Origin of the sequence: Bacteroides sp. MSSM.1001136sp1_RTP21357st2_D2_RTP21359_211015 (assembly GCF_040913205.1) — a bacterium.
Classification (GTDB): Bacteria; Bacteroidota; Bacteroidia; order Bacteroidales; family Bacteroidaceae; genus Bacteroides; species Bacteroides ovatus.
The window spans coordinates 17,409-34,081 of record NZ_JBDFVF010000051.1 but is presented as its reverse complement, the minus strand read 5'-3'; the positions used below and the strand labels follow the sequence as shown (position 1 = coordinate 34,081).

Sequence of the window (16,673 nt, the reverse complement as noted above, 5' to 3'; positions counted from 1 at the left end):
ATTCCGAACAGAGAAGTTAAGCCTCGTCACGCCGATGGTACTGCGTAACAGTGGGAGAGTAGGTAGCCGCCGTTTTTAAGAAGCCTCGCTTGTCTATTGGACGGGCGAGGCTTTCTGTTTTTTATTACTTTGGTATTTATATCGCCGTTTTTAACAGATACAAACCTCATAATACCTATTAAAAAAGTGAATATTTACTGATAATTTGTATGTTATGAGGATATTTATTTGTATCTTTGTCGCCCGAATTGTAAGCTAACGATTTAAAAAAGAGAGAAGCTTTGGGAAAGTTTGATAAATACAAAATTGACTTGAAAGGAATGCAAACAGACTCTGCTAAGTATGAGTTTGTATTGGATAACCTTTACTTCGCTCACATTGATGGTCCTGAAGTTCAGAAAGGAAAGGTGAATGTTACATTGACCGTGAAAAGAACCTCTCGTGCTTTCGAGCTGAGTTTTCAGACTGAGGGAATGGTATCAGTACCATGTGACCGTTGTCTGGATGATATGGAGCTACCTATCAGTTCTTCTGATAAACTGATGGTAAAGTTTGGACATGAATATGCAGAAGAAGGTGACAACCTGATTGTGATTCCCGAGGAAGAAGGGGAAATCAACGTTGCATGGTTCATGTATGAGTTTGTTGCGCTCTCTGTACCCATGAAGCATGTACATGCTCCCGGTAAGTGCAATAAAGCGATGACTGGTAAATTGAACAAGCATTTGAAAACAAATGCGAATGAGGATAGCGATGATACTTTCGACACAGGTGGAGATGACATCGTAATTGAGGAAGAAGTGGAGGAACAAATTGATCCCCGCTGGAATGAATTAAAAAAAATATTAGATAATAATTAAAGTTTTAAGAAAATGGCACATCCTAAGAGAAGACAATCAAGTACGAGACAAGCGAAGAGAAGAACTCATGATAAGGCAGTAGCTCCTACATTGGCTATTTGTCCGAATTGCGGTGAATGGCACGTTTACCACACTGTATGTGGTGCTTGTGGCTATTACAGAGGCAAGCTCGCTATTGAGAAAGAAGCAGCTGTATAATTAGTACAGTTATACTGAAAACAGCCTGGGGGTGAAACTCTCCGGCTGCTTTAAGTATTATAGTATTGCTAATTTAAAATAGGTTTGATGGAAAAAATAAATGCAGTAATCACAGGAGTCGGCGGGTACGTACCCGATTATATCTTGACTAACGACGAGATATCAAAAATGGTGGATACCAACGACGAATGGATTATGACTCGTATCGGAGTAAAGGAAAGACATATTCTGAATGAGGAAGGATTAGGTAGTTCATACATGGCACGCAAAGCTGCCAAACAGTTGATGAAGAAGACTGGTGCTAATCCTGATGATATCGATTTGGTTGTTGTTGCTACCACTACTCCTGACTATCACTTCCCTTCTACAGCTTCTATTCTTTGTGATAAACTCGGACTAAAGAATGCTTTTGCCTTCGACTTGCAGGCTGCTTGTAGCGGATTCCTGTATTTGATGGAGACAGCTGCTAATTTCATCCGTTCGGGAAGATATAAGAAAATTATCATTGTCGGTGCCGATAAGATGTCGTCAATGGTTAACTATACAGATCGTGCTACATGCCCTATTTTCGGTGACGGTGCTGCTGCCTTTATGGTGGAGCCCACTACGGAAGATTACGGAATCATGGATTCGATACTGAGAACAGATGGCAAAGGTTTGCCTTTCCTCCACATGAAAGCTGGTGGTTCGGTTTGTCCTCCGTCTTATTTCACAGTAGACAATAAAATGCACTATCTGTTTCAGGAAGGAAGAACAGTATTTAAATATGCTGTATCCAACATGTCGGATGTCTCTGCTGCAATCGCAGAAAAGAATGGTCTGACGAAAGATAGTATCAACTGGATTGTTCCGCATCAGGCGAATGTCCGTATTATCGAGGCTGTGGCTCACCGTATGGATGTGCCAATGGATAAAGTGTTGGTAAATATTGAGCATTACGGTAACACGAGTGCCGCTACACTTCCTCTGTGTATCTGGGATTATGAAGATAAACTCAAGAAAGGCGATAACATCATTTTCACTGCATTCGGTGCCGGATTTACTTGGGGTGCAGTGTACGTGAAATGGGGTTATGATGGAAAGAAGGAATCGTAACGTAAGTTACTGAATTATAACACTCAAAAACGCATCCTATTTCGATTCGATGCGTTTTTTTGTCTCAACCAATAAAATAAAGAGAAATGCATAAAGCAGGTTTTGTAAACATCGTAGGAAATCCGAATGTCGGAAAGTCGACATTGATGAATGTCTTGGTGGGCGAACGTATTTCGATCGCTACCTTCAAAGCACAGACTACTCGTCACCGGATTATGGGAATCTATAATACGGATGAGATGCAGATTGTTTTTTCTGATACTCCGGGTGTGTTGAAGCCCAATTATAAGCTACAGGAGTCTATGCTGAATTTTTCTACTTCGGCATTGACGGATGCGGATATCTTGCTTTATGTAACGGACGTGGTGGAGACGCCGGATAAGAATAATGAGTTTATGGAAAAGGTGCGTCAGATGACGGTGCCTGTTCTCTTGCTCATCAATAAGATAGATCTTACAGATCAGGAAAAACTGGTAAAGCTGGTGGAAGAATGGAAAGAGTTGCTTCCCCAAGCCGAAATTATTCCGATTTCTGCTACATCAAAGTTCAATGTAGACTATGTGATGAAGCGGATCAAAGAACTGCTGCCCGATTCTCCTCCTTATTTTGGAAAGGATCAGTGGACGGATAAGCCTGCCCGTTTCTTCGTGAATGAGATTATCCGGGAAAAGATTCTGCTCTACTACGATAAAGAGATTCCCTATTCGGTGGAGGTTGTCGTGGAAGAGTTTAAGGAAGAACCGAAGAAGATTCATATTCGGGCGGTGATTAACGTGGAACGTGATTCGCAGAAAGGAATCATTATCGGTAAACAGGGAAAGGCGTTGAAGAAGGTGGCTACCGAGGCTCGCCGTGAACTGGAACGTTTCTTTGGAAAGACTATTTTCCTCGAAACGTATGTGAAAGTGGATAAGGATTGGCGTAGTTCGGATAAGGAACTCCGCAATTTTGGTTATCAGTTAGATTAAGAGTATTCATGAGACTGTGATAGTCGTGAAAAAACAAGGTATTGAACTATGGGTAATTTAGTTGCAATTGTAGGACGCCCGAATGTGGGCAAGTCTACCTTATTTAACCGTCTGACGAAGACTCGTCAGGCTATTGTGAATGAAGAAGCGGGTACAACCCGCGACAGACAATATGGCAAGTCTGAGTGGCTGGGCCGTGAATTCTCTGTGGTTGACACCGGTGGATGGGTGGTCAACTCGGATGATGTCTTTGAAGAGGAAATCCGTAAGCAGGTATTATTGGCTGTGGAAGAAGCGGATGTCATTCTGTTTGTAGTGGATGTGATGAATGGAGTGACTGACTTGGATATGCAGGTAGCTGCTATTCTGCGTCGCGCTAATAGTCCGGTGATTATGGTTGCCAATAAAACGGATAATCACGATTTGCAATATAACGCTCCCGAATTCTATAAACTGGGATTGGGCGATCCGTATTGCGTTTCTGCCATGACAGGAAGTGGTACGGGTGATTTGATGGACTTGATTGTCAGCAATTTCAAGAAAGAATCATCAGAAATCCTGGATGATGATATTCCCCGTTTTGCTGTGGTAGGGCGTCCGAACGCCGGAAAGTCTTCCATTGTAAATGCATTTATTGGGGAAGAACGTAATATCGTAACAGAGATTGCCGGAACTACCCGCGACTCTATCTATACTCGTTACAATAAATTCGGATTTGATTTTTACCTGGTGGATACAGCGGGTATCCGTAAGAAAAACAAGGTAAATGAAGACTTGGAATATTATTCAGTCGTTCGTTCGATTCGTTCTATCGAAGGTTCGGATGTTTGTATTCTGATGTTGGATGCTACAAGAGGTGTTGAGGGGCAGGACTTGAATATCTTCTCTCTGATTCAGAAGAATCAGAAAGGTCTGGTAGTTGTTATAAATAAGTGGGATTTGGTGGAAGATAAATCTGTGAAAGTACAGAAAGCGTTTGAGGAAGCTGTTCGCTCGCGTTTTGCTCCGTTTGTCGATTTCCCGATCATCTTTGCTTCTGCACTGACTAAGCAACGTATTCTGAAAGTGCTTGAAGAAGCACGTAGTGTGTATGAGAACCGGACGACAAAGATCCCGACCGCACGTTTGAATGAAGAAATGCTTCCGTTGATCGAGGCTTATCCGCCTCCTTCAAATAAAGGTAAGTATATCAAAATTAAATATATCACACAGTTGCCGAATACACAGGTGCCTTCATTTGTGTATTTCGCCAACTTACCGCAGTATGTGAAAGAGCCATATAAACGTTTCCTCGAAAATAAGATGCGTGAGAAATGGAATCTGACAGGTACTCCGGTTAATATTTATATTCGACAGAAATAAATAAAAAAGACACGGATTGTCTCAATTATATAGAATATATAGAGAGACAATCCGTGTCTTTTTATAAATATATCTCTGTGAGATCTTGTATTACTTTGTAGTAGACTTATTTTTCCAACTGGAAATCTTTTCGGCGTAACACGAAGCTGTTACTCAAGTATTTTTCACGTACAATCTGATTTTCCGATAATTCTTCCGGTGTTCCCTGGAAAAGGATCTTTCCTTCGAACAGCAGATAGGCGCGGTCTGTGATACTAAGCGTTTCTTGTACGTTGTGGTCGGTAATCAGGATTCCGATATTCTTGTCTTTCAGTTTCCATACAATTTGCTGGATATCTTCTACGGCAATCGGGTCGACACCGGCAAAAGGTTCGTCAAGCATGATGAATTTGGGGTCGATGGCAAGACAACGGGCAATCTCTGTACGGCGGCGCTCACCTCCCGACAACTGGTTACCTTTATTTTTGCGTACCTTTTGCAGACGGAACTCTGCAATCAGGCTTTCGAGTTTCTCTTTTTGATATTCTTTGGGCTTGTTGGTCATTTCCAGTACAGAGGCGATATTATCTTCCACGCTCATCTGGCGGAAAACGGAAGCTTCCTGTGCAAGGTAGCCGATTCCCGTTTGTGCGCGTTTGTAAACCGGATATTTGGTAATCTCCAGGTCATCGAGGAAAATACGTCCTTCATTAGGAGTAATCAGCCCTACAGTCATATAGAATGAAGTCGTCTTACCGGCACCGTTCGGTCCCAGCAAACCTACAATCTCACCTTGCTTCACATTGATGGAAACGTGGCTTACAACGGTTCGTTTACCGTACTTCTTAACCAGGTCTTCCGTGCGGAGCACCATCTTGCTTTCTTCCATATTCTAGTTATTTTGCGGCAAATGTAGTAAAAATAAGCTGAAATAATGTACATTTGCAGACAAATAGTGTGAGTTATGATAAAAGCATTGAGAACCGTCGGGAGATATTTCATGCTGATGGGTCGGACTTTTTCCCGCCCCGAACGTATGCGTATGTTCTTCCGGCAATACCTTAACGAGTTGGAGCAGCTAGGTGTGAACTCCATCGGTATTGTGCTGTTGATTTCGTTTTTCATCGGCGCAGTGATTACCATCCAGATTAAGTTGAATATCGAAAGTCCATGGATGCCCCGCTGGACAGTGGGATATGTGACACGTGAAATTATGTTGCTGGAATTTTCTTCTTCCATCATGTGTTTGATTCTTGCCGGAAAAGTCGGGTCGAATATCGCTTCGGAATTAGGAACGATGCGGGTGACGCAACAGATTGATGCGCTCGAAATTATGGGTATCAATTCGGCGAACTACCTGATTTTGCCTAAGATTACGGCGATGGTGACTGTTATTCCTATTCTAGTGACGTTTAGTATCTTTGCCGGAATCATCGGTGCCTTTTGCACGTGTTGGTTTGCCGGGGTTATGAATGCTGTCGATCTCGAATATGGTTTGCAGTATATGTTTAACGAATGGTTTATCTGGGCGGGTATCATCAAATCCCTCTTTTTTGCGTTTATAATTGCAAGTGTGTCCGCTTTCTTCGGATACACGGTAGAGGGAGGTTCGATTGCTGTAGGAAAGGCTTCTACGGATGCCGTAGTATCCAGCAGTGTATTAATTCTGTTTTCAGACTTGATATTAACTAAACTTTTGATGGGATGATTGAGATTAAAGGACTTTATAAATCATTTGATGACAAGACAGTATTGAGTGATATTAATGCTGACTTTGCAAATGGAAAGACAAACTTGATTATCGGTCAGAGTGGTTCCGGTAAGACGGTGTTGATGAAATGTATTGTAGGATTGTTAACTCCGGAGAAAGGGGAAGTCTTGTATGACGGACGTAACCTTGTGCTGATGGGGAAGAAGGAGAAGAAGATGCTTCGCAAGGAAATGGGAATGATTTTCCAGAGTGCGGCTCTTTTTGACTCTATGACCGTATTTGATAATGTGATGTTTCCACTGAATATGTTTAGCAACGATATCTTGCGTGACCGGATTAAACGGGCGATGTTCTGTCTGGATCGTGTGAATCTGGGGGAAGCGAAAGATAAGTTTCCGGGAGAAATCAGTGGTGGTATGCAGAAGCGTGTGGCTATTGCGCGTGCGATTGCCTTGAATCCGCAATATCTGTTTTGCGATGAGCCGAACTCGGGGCTGGACCCGAAAACGTCATTGGTGATTGATGATCTGATTCATGATATTACGCAGGAATATAACATGACGACCATTATCAATACGCATGATATGAACTCTGTATTGGGAATTGGTGAGAAGGTGATTTATATTTATGAGGGACATAAAGAGTGGGAAGGTACGAAAGATGATATCTTTACTTCTACTAATGAACGACTGAATAACTTTATCTTTGCTTCCGACTTGCTCCGTAAGGTGAAGGACGTGGAAGTGCAGGGAATGGAAGGGTAATAAAAAAACTTCTGTCATCGGGTGACAGAAGTTTCTTTTTTTCTTAGCTATGTTAGCGTCGGCAATTAAGCTCTAGGTCTAGCTTCTTTAACTACCATTGTACGGCCCATGTATTCAGCTCCGTTCAATTCAGCAATAGCTTTTGCAGCTGCAGCGTCGTCTTCCATTTCGATGAAAGCGAATCCTTTGGATTTACCGGTTTCACGGTCCATAACAACTTTAACTGATGATACTGCTCCGTAATCTTCCATCACTTGTTGCAGATCTCCTTCCTTAACACGGTAGTTAAGGTTTCCAACATAAATGTTCATAATGAAAATGATAAAAAATAAATAAATGAATAAAACTCTCTGGATAGATGGTTACTAATAAAAAGATTAAAACGACAGAGAGTTTACAAATGCGTTTTGGTAACGGAAGTAAAAACCTTGTAATCAAATCGAGAAACTAATGGTCCATCAATCCGCAACAAAGAAAAGAATAATTTTTGGATTAACCATCTTTTTGGAAAGTTAATTTGCGGATTATCAGAAAAAAAGTAGGCCGGGGGAACCTGGCGGGGTGGGTGTTGATGGTGATTTTATCTTGTTTATAGATGGAATATCAGTGAAATATCGATAAAAGATGTGTGAAAGATGGGTGGCGTTGCTGAAATAAATCTGCAATGTCTTTTGAAATTTGAAAGATTAGCACTAATTTTGCACCCTCTTTGAGTATAGAACAAAGTATAAATCAAATAAATAATTGTCAGAATGAACGTTTCATTACAAAACATTGACAAAGTAAGCGCAGAGCTTACTGTAAAGCTTGAGAAAGCCGATTATCAGGAGAAAGTAGACAAAGAGTTGAAGTCACTCCGTCAGAAGGCACAGATTCCGGGATTCCGTAAAGGTATGGTTCCGACAAGTCTTATTAAAAAGATGTATGGTAAGTCGGTAATTGCAGAGGTTGTGAATAAGGCACTGCAAGAAGCTGTTTACAATTATATTAAAGAAAATAAGGTGAATATGTTGGGCGAGCCGTTGCCTAACGAAGAAAAGCAACAGAATATTGATTTCGATACAATGGAAGAATTCGATTTCGTATTCGACATTGCTTTGGCACCTGAATTTAAAGCAGAAGTAAGTGCTAAAGATAAAGTAGATTATTATACTATCGAAGTTTCTGACGAAATGATCGACAACCAGGTGAAGATGTATACTCAACGCACTGGCAAGTATGATAAGGTAGACGCTTACGAAGATAATGATATGCTGAAAGGTCTGCTGGCACAGTTGGACGAAGAAGGCAACACAAAAGAAGGTGGTATCCAGGTAGAAGCTGCAGTATTGATGCCTGCTTACATGAAGAACGACGATCAGAAAGCTATTTTTGCTAATGCAAAAGTAAATGATGTATTGGTGTTCAATCCGAATGTGGCTTATGACGGACATGCTGCTGAACTGGGTTCTTTGTTGAAGATTGACAAGGAAATTGCAAAAGACGTGAAGTCTGATTTCAGCTTCCAGGTAGAAGAAATCACTCGTTTTGTTCCGGGTGAATTGACTCAGGAAGTATTCGACCAGGCATTCGGCGAAGGTGTTGTGAAGACTGAAGAAGAATTCCGCGCTAAGATTAAAGAAGAAATCGCAGCTAGATTTGTGGCTGACAGCGATTATAAATTCCTGATCGACATTCGCAAGGTGATGATGGAAAAAGTAGGTAAACTGGAATTCTCTGATGCCCTGCTGAAACGTATCATGTTGCTGAACAACGAAGAAAAGGGAGAAGAATATGTTGCTGAAAACTATGATAAGAGCATTGAAGAACTGACTTGGCACCTGATTAAGGAACAGTTGGTTGAAGCAAACGATATCAAAGTAGAACAGGAAGATGTTCTGAAGATGGCTAGAGAAACAACAAAGGCACAGTTTGCTCAATACGGTATGTTGTCTATTCCTGACGATGTGCTTGACAACTATGCACAGGAAATGTTGAAGAAGAAAGAAACTATCAATAATTTGGTAAGTCGTGTGGTAGAAGTGAAGCTTGCTGCTGCTCTGAAAGCACAGGTTACTTTGGAAAACAAGAACGTTTCGATCGAAGAATTCAATAAAATGTTTGAGTAATCATTCGGTTGAATAAAATATAAAGTCACAGAAACACAGAGTTTTTATAAAATTATAACTCTGTGTTTTTTTGTGTCTCTGTATTCTTTTTCGTTTCTTTGTACTTACGTTTATTTTTAATTTATAAGAAAGGAACAATTAACATGGATGATTTTAGAAAATACGCAACCAAGCATTTAGGAATGAATGGCATGGTATTGGATGATGTGATTAAGTCGCAGGCCGGGTATTTGAATCCCTATATTCTGGAAGAAAGACAGTTGAACGTAACTCAACTCGACGTTTTCTCCCGTTTGATGATGGACCGCATCATTTTCCTTGGTACACAAGTTGATGACTATACAGCTAATACGCTCCAGGCACAGTTGTTGTATCTGGATTCTGTGGATCCGGGTAAGGATATCTCTATCTATATCAACTCTCCGGGCGGAAGTGTATATGCCGGACTGGGCATTTATGATACGATGCAGTTTATTTCAAGCGATGTTGCTACCATCTGTACAGGTATGGCAGCTTCAATGGCAGCCGTATTGCTGGTTGCCGGTGCTGAAGGCAAACGTTCTGCATTGCCTCACTCACGTGTGATGATTCATCAACCGATGGGTGGTGCGCAAGGACAAGCATCGGACATTGAAATCACAGCTCGTGAGATTCAGAAATTGAAGAAAGAACTTTATACGATCATCGCCGATCATTCGCATACTGATTTCGATAAAGTATGGGCGGACTCTGACCGCGACTACTGGATGACAGCTCAGGAAGCGAAAGAGTACGGTATGATTGATGAGGTATTGATTAAGAAATAAAAATGGCTGATTCAAAAACAAAGAAAAGATGTAGCTTCTGTGGACGGTCGGAGAATGAAGTCGGATTCCTGATTACGGGAATGAGCGGCTACATTTGCGACAGCTGTGCTACCCAGGCTTATGAGATTACTCAGGAAGCATTGGGAGAAAGCAAGAAAAGTGCAGGAGCTACCAAGCTCAACTTAAAAGAACTGCCCAAACCGGTAGAAATCAAGAAATTCCTCGACCAGTATGTGATCGGACAGGATGATGCGAAACGCTTCCTTTCCGTATCGGTCTATAACCATTATAAACGTTTGTTGCAAAAAGACAGCGGTGATGATGTGGAGATTGAAAAGTCGAACATTATTATGGTGGGTAGTACCGGAACCGGGAAAACGTTGCTCGCACGCACGATTGCTAAGTTACTGCACGTGCCGTTTACTATTGTAGACGCTACAGTGCTGACGGAGGCCGGTTATGTGGGCGAAGATATCGAAAGTATTTTAACCCGTTTGCTTCAGGTGGCAGATTATAATGTACCTGAAGCTGAACAGGGTATCGTGTTTATCGACGAGATCGACAAAATTGCCCGTAAAGGAGATAATCCTTCCATCACTCGCGACGTGAGCGGTGAAGGCGTACAGCAGGGATTACTGAAATTGCTCGAAGGTTCTGTGGTGAACGTACCTCCCCAGGGAGGCCGTAAACATCCGGACCAGAAGATGATTCCGGTAAATACCAAGAATATTCTCTTTATCTGCGGCGGTGCGTTCGACGGTATCGAGAAGAAGATCGCCCAACGGTTGAACACCCATGTCGTAGGTTATACGGCATCGCAGAAAACAGCGACGGTAGACAAGAATAACATGATGCAGTACATCGCTCCACAGGATTTGAAGTCATTCGGACTGATTCCCGAAATTATCGGACGTCTTCCGGTGTTGACTTATTTGAATCCGCTGGACCGGGATGCGCTTCGTGCGATCCTTACCGAACCGAAAAACTCAATCATCAAACAGTACATCAAACTGTTTGAAATGGATGGTATCAAGCTGACATTTGAAGATGATGTCTTCGAATATATCGTCGACAAGGCGGTAGAATATAAGCTAGGTGCCCGCGGATTGCGCTCTATTGTGGAAACAATTATGATGGATGTCATGTTTGAAATCCCTTCAGAGAACAAAAAAGAGTATAAGGTGACGCTGGATTATGCAAAGATGCAACTGGAAAAAGCGAATATGGCACGACTACAAACCGCTTAAAATCAAAGAGTAAGGCTACAGAAAATGATCGTAACTGTATTTTCTTGAAAATATTAGTCGCATTTTGCTTGGTAATTACGAAGTTGTTTATAACTTTGTTTGGCTCTCTTGAAGAAGAGAACATACTTAAAGTTAAACCATGAACTGAATAAAACAACCTTAGTTAAGATGGCAGGGAAGATTAATTTAACAGATGAACTGAAAAAGTATTTCGGATTTAATAAGTTCAAGGGAAACCAGGAAGCGATCATTAATAACTTGCTCGATGGTAAAGATACCTTTGTACTGATGCCTACCGGTGGCGGGAAATCTTTATGCTATCAGCTACCTTCGGTCTTGATGGAAGGTACGGCAATCGTAATTTCTCCGCTCATTGCGTTGATGAAGAATCAAGTGGATGCAATGCGCAATTTCAGTGAAGAAGATGGCGTCGCCCATTTTATCAATTCTTCATTAAATAAAGGCGCGATAGACCAAGTGAGGTCGGACATCCTTGCCGGAAAGACAAAATTGCTATATGTAGCGCCGGAGTCGCTGACGAAAGAAGAAAACGTAGAGTTTTTGCGTTCGGTAAAGATTTCGTTCTATGCAGTGGATGAAGCTCACTGTATTTCTGAATGGGGCCATGACTTTCGACCGGAATACCGGCGGATTCGCCCTATTATCAATGAAATAGGTAAAGCTCCGTTGATTGCGCTTACCGCAACGGCGACACCGAAGGTGCAGCATGATATCCAGAAAAATCTGGGAATGGTAGATGCTCAAGTCTTCAAATCTTCGTTCAACCGTCCGAACCTTTATTATGAGGTACGTGCGAAGACCGCTAATATTGACAGGGATATTATCAAGTTTATCAAAAACAATCCGGAGAAATCGGGCATTATCTATTGCCTTAGCCGGAAAAAAGTGGAGGAACTTGCTGAAATCCTGCAGGCAAACGGTATCAATGCGCGTCCTTATCATGCTGGAATGGATTCGTTGACCAGGACCAAGAATCAGGATGATTTCCTGATGGAAAAAGTGGACGTTATTGTAGCGACTATCGCTTTCGGTATGGGAATTGACAAGCCGGACGTGAGGTTCGTGATTCACTACGATATTCCAAAGAGTCTGGAAGGGTATTACCAGGAGACCGGGCGCGCCGGTAGAGATGGCGGTGAAGGTCAGTGCATAACCTTTTATACAAATAAAGACTTGCAGAAACTGGAAAAGTTCATGCAAGGAAAACCTGTGGCAGAGCAGGAAATTGGCAAGCAGCTTCTGTTGGAAACCGCTGCTTATGCCGAATCTTCCGTATGCCGACGCAAGACGTTGCTGCATTATTTCGGTGAAGAATATACGGAAGAAAATTGTGGAAATTGTGACAACTGTTTAAACCCTAAAAAACAAGTGGAGGCTCAAGAGTTATTGTGTGCCGTGATTGAAGCGATTATCGCGGTGAAAGAAAATTTTAAGGCAGATTATATTATAGACATACTACAAGGTAAAGAAACTTCCGAAGTACAGGCGCATTTGCATGAAGACCTCGAAGTCTTCGGCTCCGGTATGGGTGAAGAGGATAAGACATGGAACGCAGTGATTCGTCAGGCGCTGATTGCAGGTTACTTGAGCAAAGATGTGGAGCATTACGGACTCCTGAAAGTGACGGAGGAAGGACATAAGTTCCTGAAGAGACCGAAGTCATTCAAGATTACCGAGGACAACGATTTCGAAGAGACGGAAGAAGAAGTTCCGGCACGCGGCGGTGGCTCCTGTGCAGTAGACCCGGCTCTTTATTCCATGTTGAAGGACTTGCGGAAGAAACTCTCGAAGAAACTGGAAGTGCCGCCTTATGTGATCTTCCAGGACCCGTCTTTGGAAGCAATGGCTACCATTTATCCGGTGACATTGGACGAGTTGCAGAATATACCTGGCGTAGGTGCCGGAAAAGCAAAACGTTATGGTGAAGAGTTCTGTAAATTAATCAAACGCCACTGTGAAGAGAATGAGATAGAACGTCCGGAAGACCTGCGGGTACGTACGGTTGCCAATAAATCTAAGATGAAGGTAGCTATTATTCAGGCTATCGACCGTAAAGTGGCGTTAGATGATATCGCTCTTTCCAAAGGGATTGAATTTGGTGAACTGTTGGACGAGGTAGAAGCGATCGTTTATTCGGGAACCAAACTGAATATAGATTACTTCCTGGAAGAAATCATGGATGAAGATCATATGCTTGATATCTACGATTATTTCAAGGAATCTACCACTGATAAGATTGATGATGCGCTTGACGAATTAGGCGATGACTTCACGGAAGAGGAAGTTCGTTTGGTACGTATTAAGTTCATCTCTGAAATGGCTAATTAAAAAAGCGAAAAAAATAGGCGTGCAGGTATGCGGTTTTGAATAAAAACCGTATATTTGCACGCAATAATTTTTAAACGCATAGCCCTATGTCATTTATTGCTGATAAGATTGTAATGGATGGGTTGACTTACGACGACGTATTGTTGATCCCCGCTTATTCTGAAGTTTTACCGCGCACTGTCGATCTCTCGACTAAGTTTTCAAAAAACATTGAGTTAAAAATTCCTTTTGTGACGGCTGCCATGGATACGGTTACCGAAGCGAAAATGGCTATTGCCATTGCTCGTGAAGGTGGTATCGGTGTGATTCACAAAAATATGTCTATCGAAGAACAGGCAAGACAAGTTGCTATCGTAAAGCGTGCCGAAAATGGTATGATTTATGACCCTGTAACGATCAAAAGAGGTTCTACTGTTCAGGATGCACTGGACATCATGGCGGAATATAAAATCGGTGGTATCCCTGTGGTAGATGATGAAGGTTATTTGGTGGGTATTGTTACCAACAGAGATTTGCGTTTCGAAAGAGACATGGCAAAACATATTGATCTTGTCATGACTCCGAAAGAAAGATTGGTGACTACTAACCAGTCTACTGACTTGGAATCTGCTGCACAGATTCTTCAGAAACATAAGATTGAGAAACTTCCGATTGTCGGAATGGACGGAAAGTTGATCGGTCTTGTCACTTATAAAGATATTACAAAAGCAAAAGATAAACCGATGGCTTGCAAAGATGCCAAAGGTCGTCTGCGTGTAGCTGCCGGTGTAGGTGTTACTGCCGATACGCTGGATCGTATGCAGGCATTGGTGGATGCCGGTGCAGATGCAATCGTGATTGATACAGCTCACGGACACTCTAAGTTTGTGATTGAAAAACTGAAAGAAGCAAAGAAACGCTTCCCGAATATTGATATTGTGGTAGGTAACATTGCTACCGGAGAAGCTGCCAAAGCTTTGGTGGAAGCTGGTGCGGATGCTGTGAAAGTAGGTATCGGTCCGGGTTCTATCTGTACAACTCGTGTGGTTGCCGGTGTAGGTGTTCCACAGTTGTCAGCCGTCTATGATGTAGCAAAAGCGTTGAAGGGTACAGGTATTCCTTTGATTGCCGATGGTGGTTTGCGTTATTCGGGCGACGTGGTGAAAGCATTGGCTGCCGGAGGATATTGCGTAATGATCGGATCATTGGTTGCCGGAACAGAAGAATCTCCGGGTGACACTATTATCTTTAATGGTCGTAAATTCAAATCCTATCGTGGTATGGGTTCATTGGAAGCAATGGAGAACGGTTCGAAAGACCGCTACTTCCAGAGTGGAACTGCTGATGTGAAGAAGCTTGTTCCCGAAGGAATCGCTGCCCGTGTTCCTTATAAAGGTACGCTTTTCGAAGTTGTGTATCAGCTGACTGGTGGTTTGCGTGCAGGTATGGGATACTGTGGCGCTGCTAACATTGAGAAACTTCATGACGCTAAGTTTACCCGCATTACCAATGCAGGTGTAATGGAAAGTCATCCGCACGACGTGACGATTACCAGTGAATCGCCTAACTATAGCCGTCCGGAATAATAGATAGATACGGTGAACTATTAACGGTGAACGGTGAACAGGCTGTATAATCAGCAGGGTGTTCACTGCTCACCGTTTGTTGTTTGAAAAATAAAAGTTGATGATGAAAAGAAGCCTGTTGTTGGGATGTATTTCTCTCTTTGTAGTCGCGGTCTTTGCACAGGAAGATCCGGTATTGATGCGTGTTAACGGAAGAGAGATACTCCGTTCGGAATTTGAATATGCATACCGCCGTTATGCGGAACGTTCAAATGCCAGACTTTCGTCCAAAGAGTATGCGGCACTTTTCGCTCAATCGAAGTTGAAAGTGGAAGCAGCCAGGGCTGCCGGACTTGATACGACCTCTATTTTTCGTAAACAACAGGAGAAATGCCGGACCGAGTTGGTGGAATCTTATCTGATAGACAGGCAAGTGATGGATAGTTGTGCCCGTGCTATCTATCAGAAGATGGGGTTGAAAGCACGTAGCGGCAGGGTACAGGTGATGCAGATTTTCAAACGTTTGCCACAGACAATCACTTCCCGGCATTTAGAAGAAGAAAAAACGCGGATGGATTCTATATACCGGATGATACAGAATCAGCCGGATTTGAACTTTAACCGTTTGGTCGAAATATACTCGGATGATAAGCAAAGTAGATGGATCGAATGTCTGGAAACAACGAGCGAGTTTGAGAATGTTGCTTTCTCTCTGGCAAAAGGTATGGCATCGCAGCCCTTTTTCACTCCTGAAGGGATTCATATCTTGAAAGTGATGGATCGGGAGGAAACAGCTGCTTACGAAAATGTCAGTGCCAGGTTAATGGAACGGTTACGGCGCAAGGAGATTTTGGACAAAGGTACAGGCGCGGTGCTCGAACGCTTGAAAAAAGCATGGCGGTATGCTCCCAATCAGGCGGCAATGGAAGAACTGCTGGCGAAAGGCCGTACAGAACAAACCCTGTTTACGATTGACGGACAAGCATACACCGGAACTATGTTCACGCATTTTGCCTCTTCTCATCCTCAAGCTGTCAAACGGCAGTTGGAAGGATTTATAGCTAAGTCATTGCTGGATTATGAAAGCCGGAATATCGAAAAAAAGCATCCGGAAATTCCTTATGCCTTGCGGGAATCTGATGAAAACTATTTGGTGGAAGAGATAACACGTCAGAAAATAGATTTGCCCGCAGCTAATGACCGGGCGGGATTGGCTACTTATTTTAAATTTCATTCGTCGGATTATCGGTGGGAGAGCCCCCGGTATAGAGGAGTCGTGCTTCATTGCGTTGATAAAAAGACGGCAAAGCAAGCCAAAAAAATGCTGAAGAAAGTGCCGGAAAAAGAGTGGGCGGACAAGCTTCGGCAAACTTTTAATACATCCGGGGAGGAAAAGATACAAGTTGAACAAGGAATTTTTGCCGACGGAGACAATAAATATATAGATAAACTGGTTTTTAAGAAGGGTGATTTTGATCCTTTGATGTCTTATCCTTTTACTATTGTAGTAGGCGAAAAAATGAAAGGTCCGGATGATTATCGGGAAGTAATTGATCGGGTTCGAAAGGATTATCGAAGCTATCTTGACACGTGCTGGATGCGGGAATTGAGTGAGTCCGGTAAGGTTGAAATAAACCAAGAGGTTTTAAAAACAGTTAATAATAACTGATGTAACCGATTAT

General features: G+C 42.5%; 15 protein-coding genes. 13 read left to right on the top strand and 2 right to left on the bottom strand.

Annotated elements, in window-relative coordinates:
* Positions 1-281: 281 nt before the first annotated feature.
* The 5 genes from AB5217_RS23305 (at position 282) to der (ending at position 4,483) form a co-directional block, all read left to right on the top strand.
* A complete protein-coding gene (locus tag AB5217_RS23305) occupies positions 282-860 on the top strand; it encodes a YceD family protein (protein WP_004297143.1) in 579 nt (192 codons plus the stop codon).
* A gap of 12 nt (positions 861-872) precedes the next feature.
* The gene (gene rpmF / locus AB5217_RS23300; protein WP_004296852.1) at positions 873-1,058 is read left to right on the top strand and encodes a 50S ribosomal protein L32; all 186 of its coding nucleotides are present in this window, start codon (positions 873-875) and stop codon (positions 1,056-1,058) included.
* A gap of 87 nt (positions 1,059-1,145) precedes the next feature.
* Positions 1,146-2,153 carry a beta-ketoacyl-ACP synthase III gene (locus AB5217_RS23295; RefSeq protein ID WP_004297146.1) on the top strand — a complete coding sequence of 336 codons (1,008 nt, stop codon included), beginning with the start codon at positions 1,146-1,148 and terminating at the stop codon, positions 2,151-2,153.
* 86 nt (positions 2,154-2,239) lie between these two features.
* Positions 2,240-3,121 carry a GTPase Era gene (era, locus tag AB5217_RS23290; RefSeq protein WP_004297147.1) on the top strand — a complete coding sequence of 294 codons (882 nt, stop codon included), beginning with the start codon at positions 2,240-2,242 and terminating at the stop codon, positions 3,119-3,121.
* A 48-nt stretch (positions 3,122-3,169) separates the two neighbouring features.
* Positions 3,170-4,483, top strand: a complete 1,314-nt coding sequence (gene der, locus AB5217_RS23285; protein ID WP_004297149.1) for a ribosome biogenesis GTPase Der — start codon at positions 3,170-3,172, stop codon at positions 4,481-4,483.
* A 106-nt stretch (positions 4,484-4,589) separates the two neighbouring features.
* On the opposite strand, the gene lptB is transcribed toward der, so the two are convergent.
* Positions 4,590-5,351, bottom strand: a complete 762-nt coding sequence (gene lptB, locus AB5217_RS23280; protein WP_004297152.1) for an LPS export ABC transporter ATP-binding protein — start codon at positions 5,349-5,351, stop codon at positions 4,590-4,592.
* Positions 5,352-5,426: 75 nt separating this feature from the next.
* Between lptB and AB5217_RS23275 the strand changes: the two genes are divergently transcribed.
* Together AB5217_RS23275 and AB5217_RS23270 are read left to right on the top strand one after the other, a co-directional pair.
* On the top strand, positions 5,427-6,170 hold the full coding sequence (locus AB5217_RS23275) for an MlaE family ABC transporter permease (RefSeq protein WP_004297154.1): 744 nt from the start codon (positions 5,427-5,429) through the stop codon (positions 6,168-6,170).
* Positions 6,167-6,937, top strand: a complete 771-nt coding sequence (locus tag AB5217_RS23270) for an ABC transporter ATP-binding protein (RefSeq protein WP_004324648.1) — start codon at positions 6,167-6,169, stop codon at positions 6,935-6,937. The genes AB5217_RS23275 and AB5217_RS23270 overlap by 4 nt, the downstream gene beginning before the upstream one ends.
* A gap of 65 nt (positions 6,938-7,002) precedes the next feature.
* Here the strand turns inward: AB5217_RS23270 and AB5217_RS23265 are convergent, their stop codons facing one another.
* Positions 7,003-7,248 carry an RNA recognition motif domain-containing protein gene (locus tag AB5217_RS23265; protein WP_004297160.1) on the bottom strand — a complete coding sequence of 82 codons (246 nt, stop codon included), beginning with the start codon at positions 7,246-7,248 and terminating at the stop codon, positions 7,003-7,005.
* Positions 7,249-7,689: 441 nt separating this feature from the next.
* Here AB5217_RS23265 and tig point away from each other — a divergent pair, with 441 nt between their 5' ends.
* The 6 genes from tig (at position 7,690) to AB5217_RS23235 (ending at position 16,660) form a co-directional block, all read left to right on the top strand.
* Entirely contained in the window at positions 7,690-9,045 is a 1,356-nt protein-coding gene (tig, locus tag AB5217_RS23260; RefSeq protein ID WP_004297162.1) for a trigger factor, read from the top strand.
* Between the two features lie 143 nt (positions 9,046-9,188).
* On the top strand, positions 9,189-9,851 hold the full coding sequence (gene clpP / locus AB5217_RS23255) for an ATP-dependent Clp endopeptidase proteolytic subunit ClpP (RefSeq protein WP_004297164.1): 663 nt from the start codon (positions 9,189-9,191) through the stop codon (positions 9,849-9,851).
* Positions 9,852-9,853: 2 nt separating this feature from the next.
* Entirely contained in the window at positions 9,854-11,098 is a 1,245-nt protein-coding gene (gene clpX, locus AB5217_RS23250) for an ATP-dependent Clp protease ATP-binding subunit ClpX (protein WP_004324650.1), read from the top strand.
* 168 nt (positions 11,099-11,266) lie between these two features.
* Positions 11,267-13,447, top strand: coding sequence for a DNA helicase RecQ (recQ, locus tag AB5217_RS23245; RefSeq protein WP_004324651.1), 2,181 nt, complete (start codon positions 11,267-11,269; stop codon positions 13,445-13,447).
* 86 nt (positions 13,448-13,533) lie between these two features.
* Positions 13,534-15,012 (top strand): IMP dehydrogenase, encoded by a 1,479-nt coding sequence (guaB, locus tag AB5217_RS23240; protein WP_009000238.1) that lies wholly within the window; start codon positions 13,534-13,536, stop codon positions 15,010-15,012.
* Positions 15,013-15,115: 103 nt separating this feature from the next.
* Positions 15,116-16,660 (top strand): peptidylprolyl isomerase, encoded by a 1,545-nt coding sequence (locus AB5217_RS23235; protein WP_211480862.1) that lies wholly within the window; start codon positions 15,116-15,118, stop codon positions 16,658-16,660.
* Positions 16,661-16,673: the final 13 nt, after the last annotated feature.

Bases quoted from the DNA above. Each gene is read 5' to 3' on its own strand.
- rpmF (WP_004296852.1), top strand. From the start codon at position 873: ATGGCACATCCTAAGAGAAGACAATCAAGTACGAGACAAGCGAAGAGA.
- AB5217_RS23295 (WP_004297146.1), top strand. From the start codon at position 1,146: ATGGAAAAAATAAATGCAGTAATCACAGGAGTCGGCGGGTACGTACCC.
- era (WP_004297147.1), top strand. From the start codon at position 2,240: ATGCATAAAGCAGGTTTTGTAAACATCGTAGGAAATCCGAATGTCGGA.
- der (WP_004297149.1), top strand. From the start codon at position 3,170: ATGGGTAATTTAGTTGCAATTGTAGGACGCCCGAATGTGGGCAAGTCT.
- lptB (WP_004297152.1), bottom strand. From the start codon at position 5,351: ATGGAAGAAAGCAAGATGGTGCTCCGCACGGAAGACCTGGTTAAGAAG.
- AB5217_RS23275 (WP_004297154.1), top strand. From the start codon at position 5,427: ATGATAAAAGCATTGAGAACCGTCGGGAGATATTTCATGCTGATGGGT.
- AB5217_RS23270 (WP_004324648.1), top strand. From the start codon at position 6,167: ATGATTGAGATTAAAGGACTTTATAAATCATTTGATGACAAGACAGTA.
- AB5217_RS23265 (WP_004297160.1), bottom strand. From the start codon at position 7,248: ATGAACATTTATGTTGGAAACCTTAACTACCGTGTTAAGGAAGGAGAT.
- tig (WP_004297162.1), top strand. From the start codon at position 7,690: ATGAACGTTTCATTACAAAACATTGACAAAGTAAGCGCAGAGCTTACT.
- clpP (WP_004297164.1), top strand. From the start codon at position 9,189: ATGGATGATTTTAGAAAATACGCAACCAAGCATTTAGGAATGAATGGC.
- clpX (WP_004324650.1), top strand. From the start codon at position 9,854: ATGGCTGATTCAAAAACAAAGAAAAGATGTAGCTTCTGTGGACGGTCG.
- recQ (WP_004324651.1), top strand. From the start codon at position 11,267: ATGGCAGGGAAGATTAATTTAACAGATGAACTGAAAAAGTATTTCGGA.
- guaB (WP_009000238.1), top strand. From the start codon at position 13,534: ATGTCATTTATTGCTGATAAGATTGTAATGGATGGGTTGACTTACGAC.
- AB5217_RS23235 (WP_211480862.1), top strand. From the start codon at position 15,116: ATGAAAAGAAGCCTGTTGTTGGGATGTATTTCTCTCTTTGTAGTCGCG.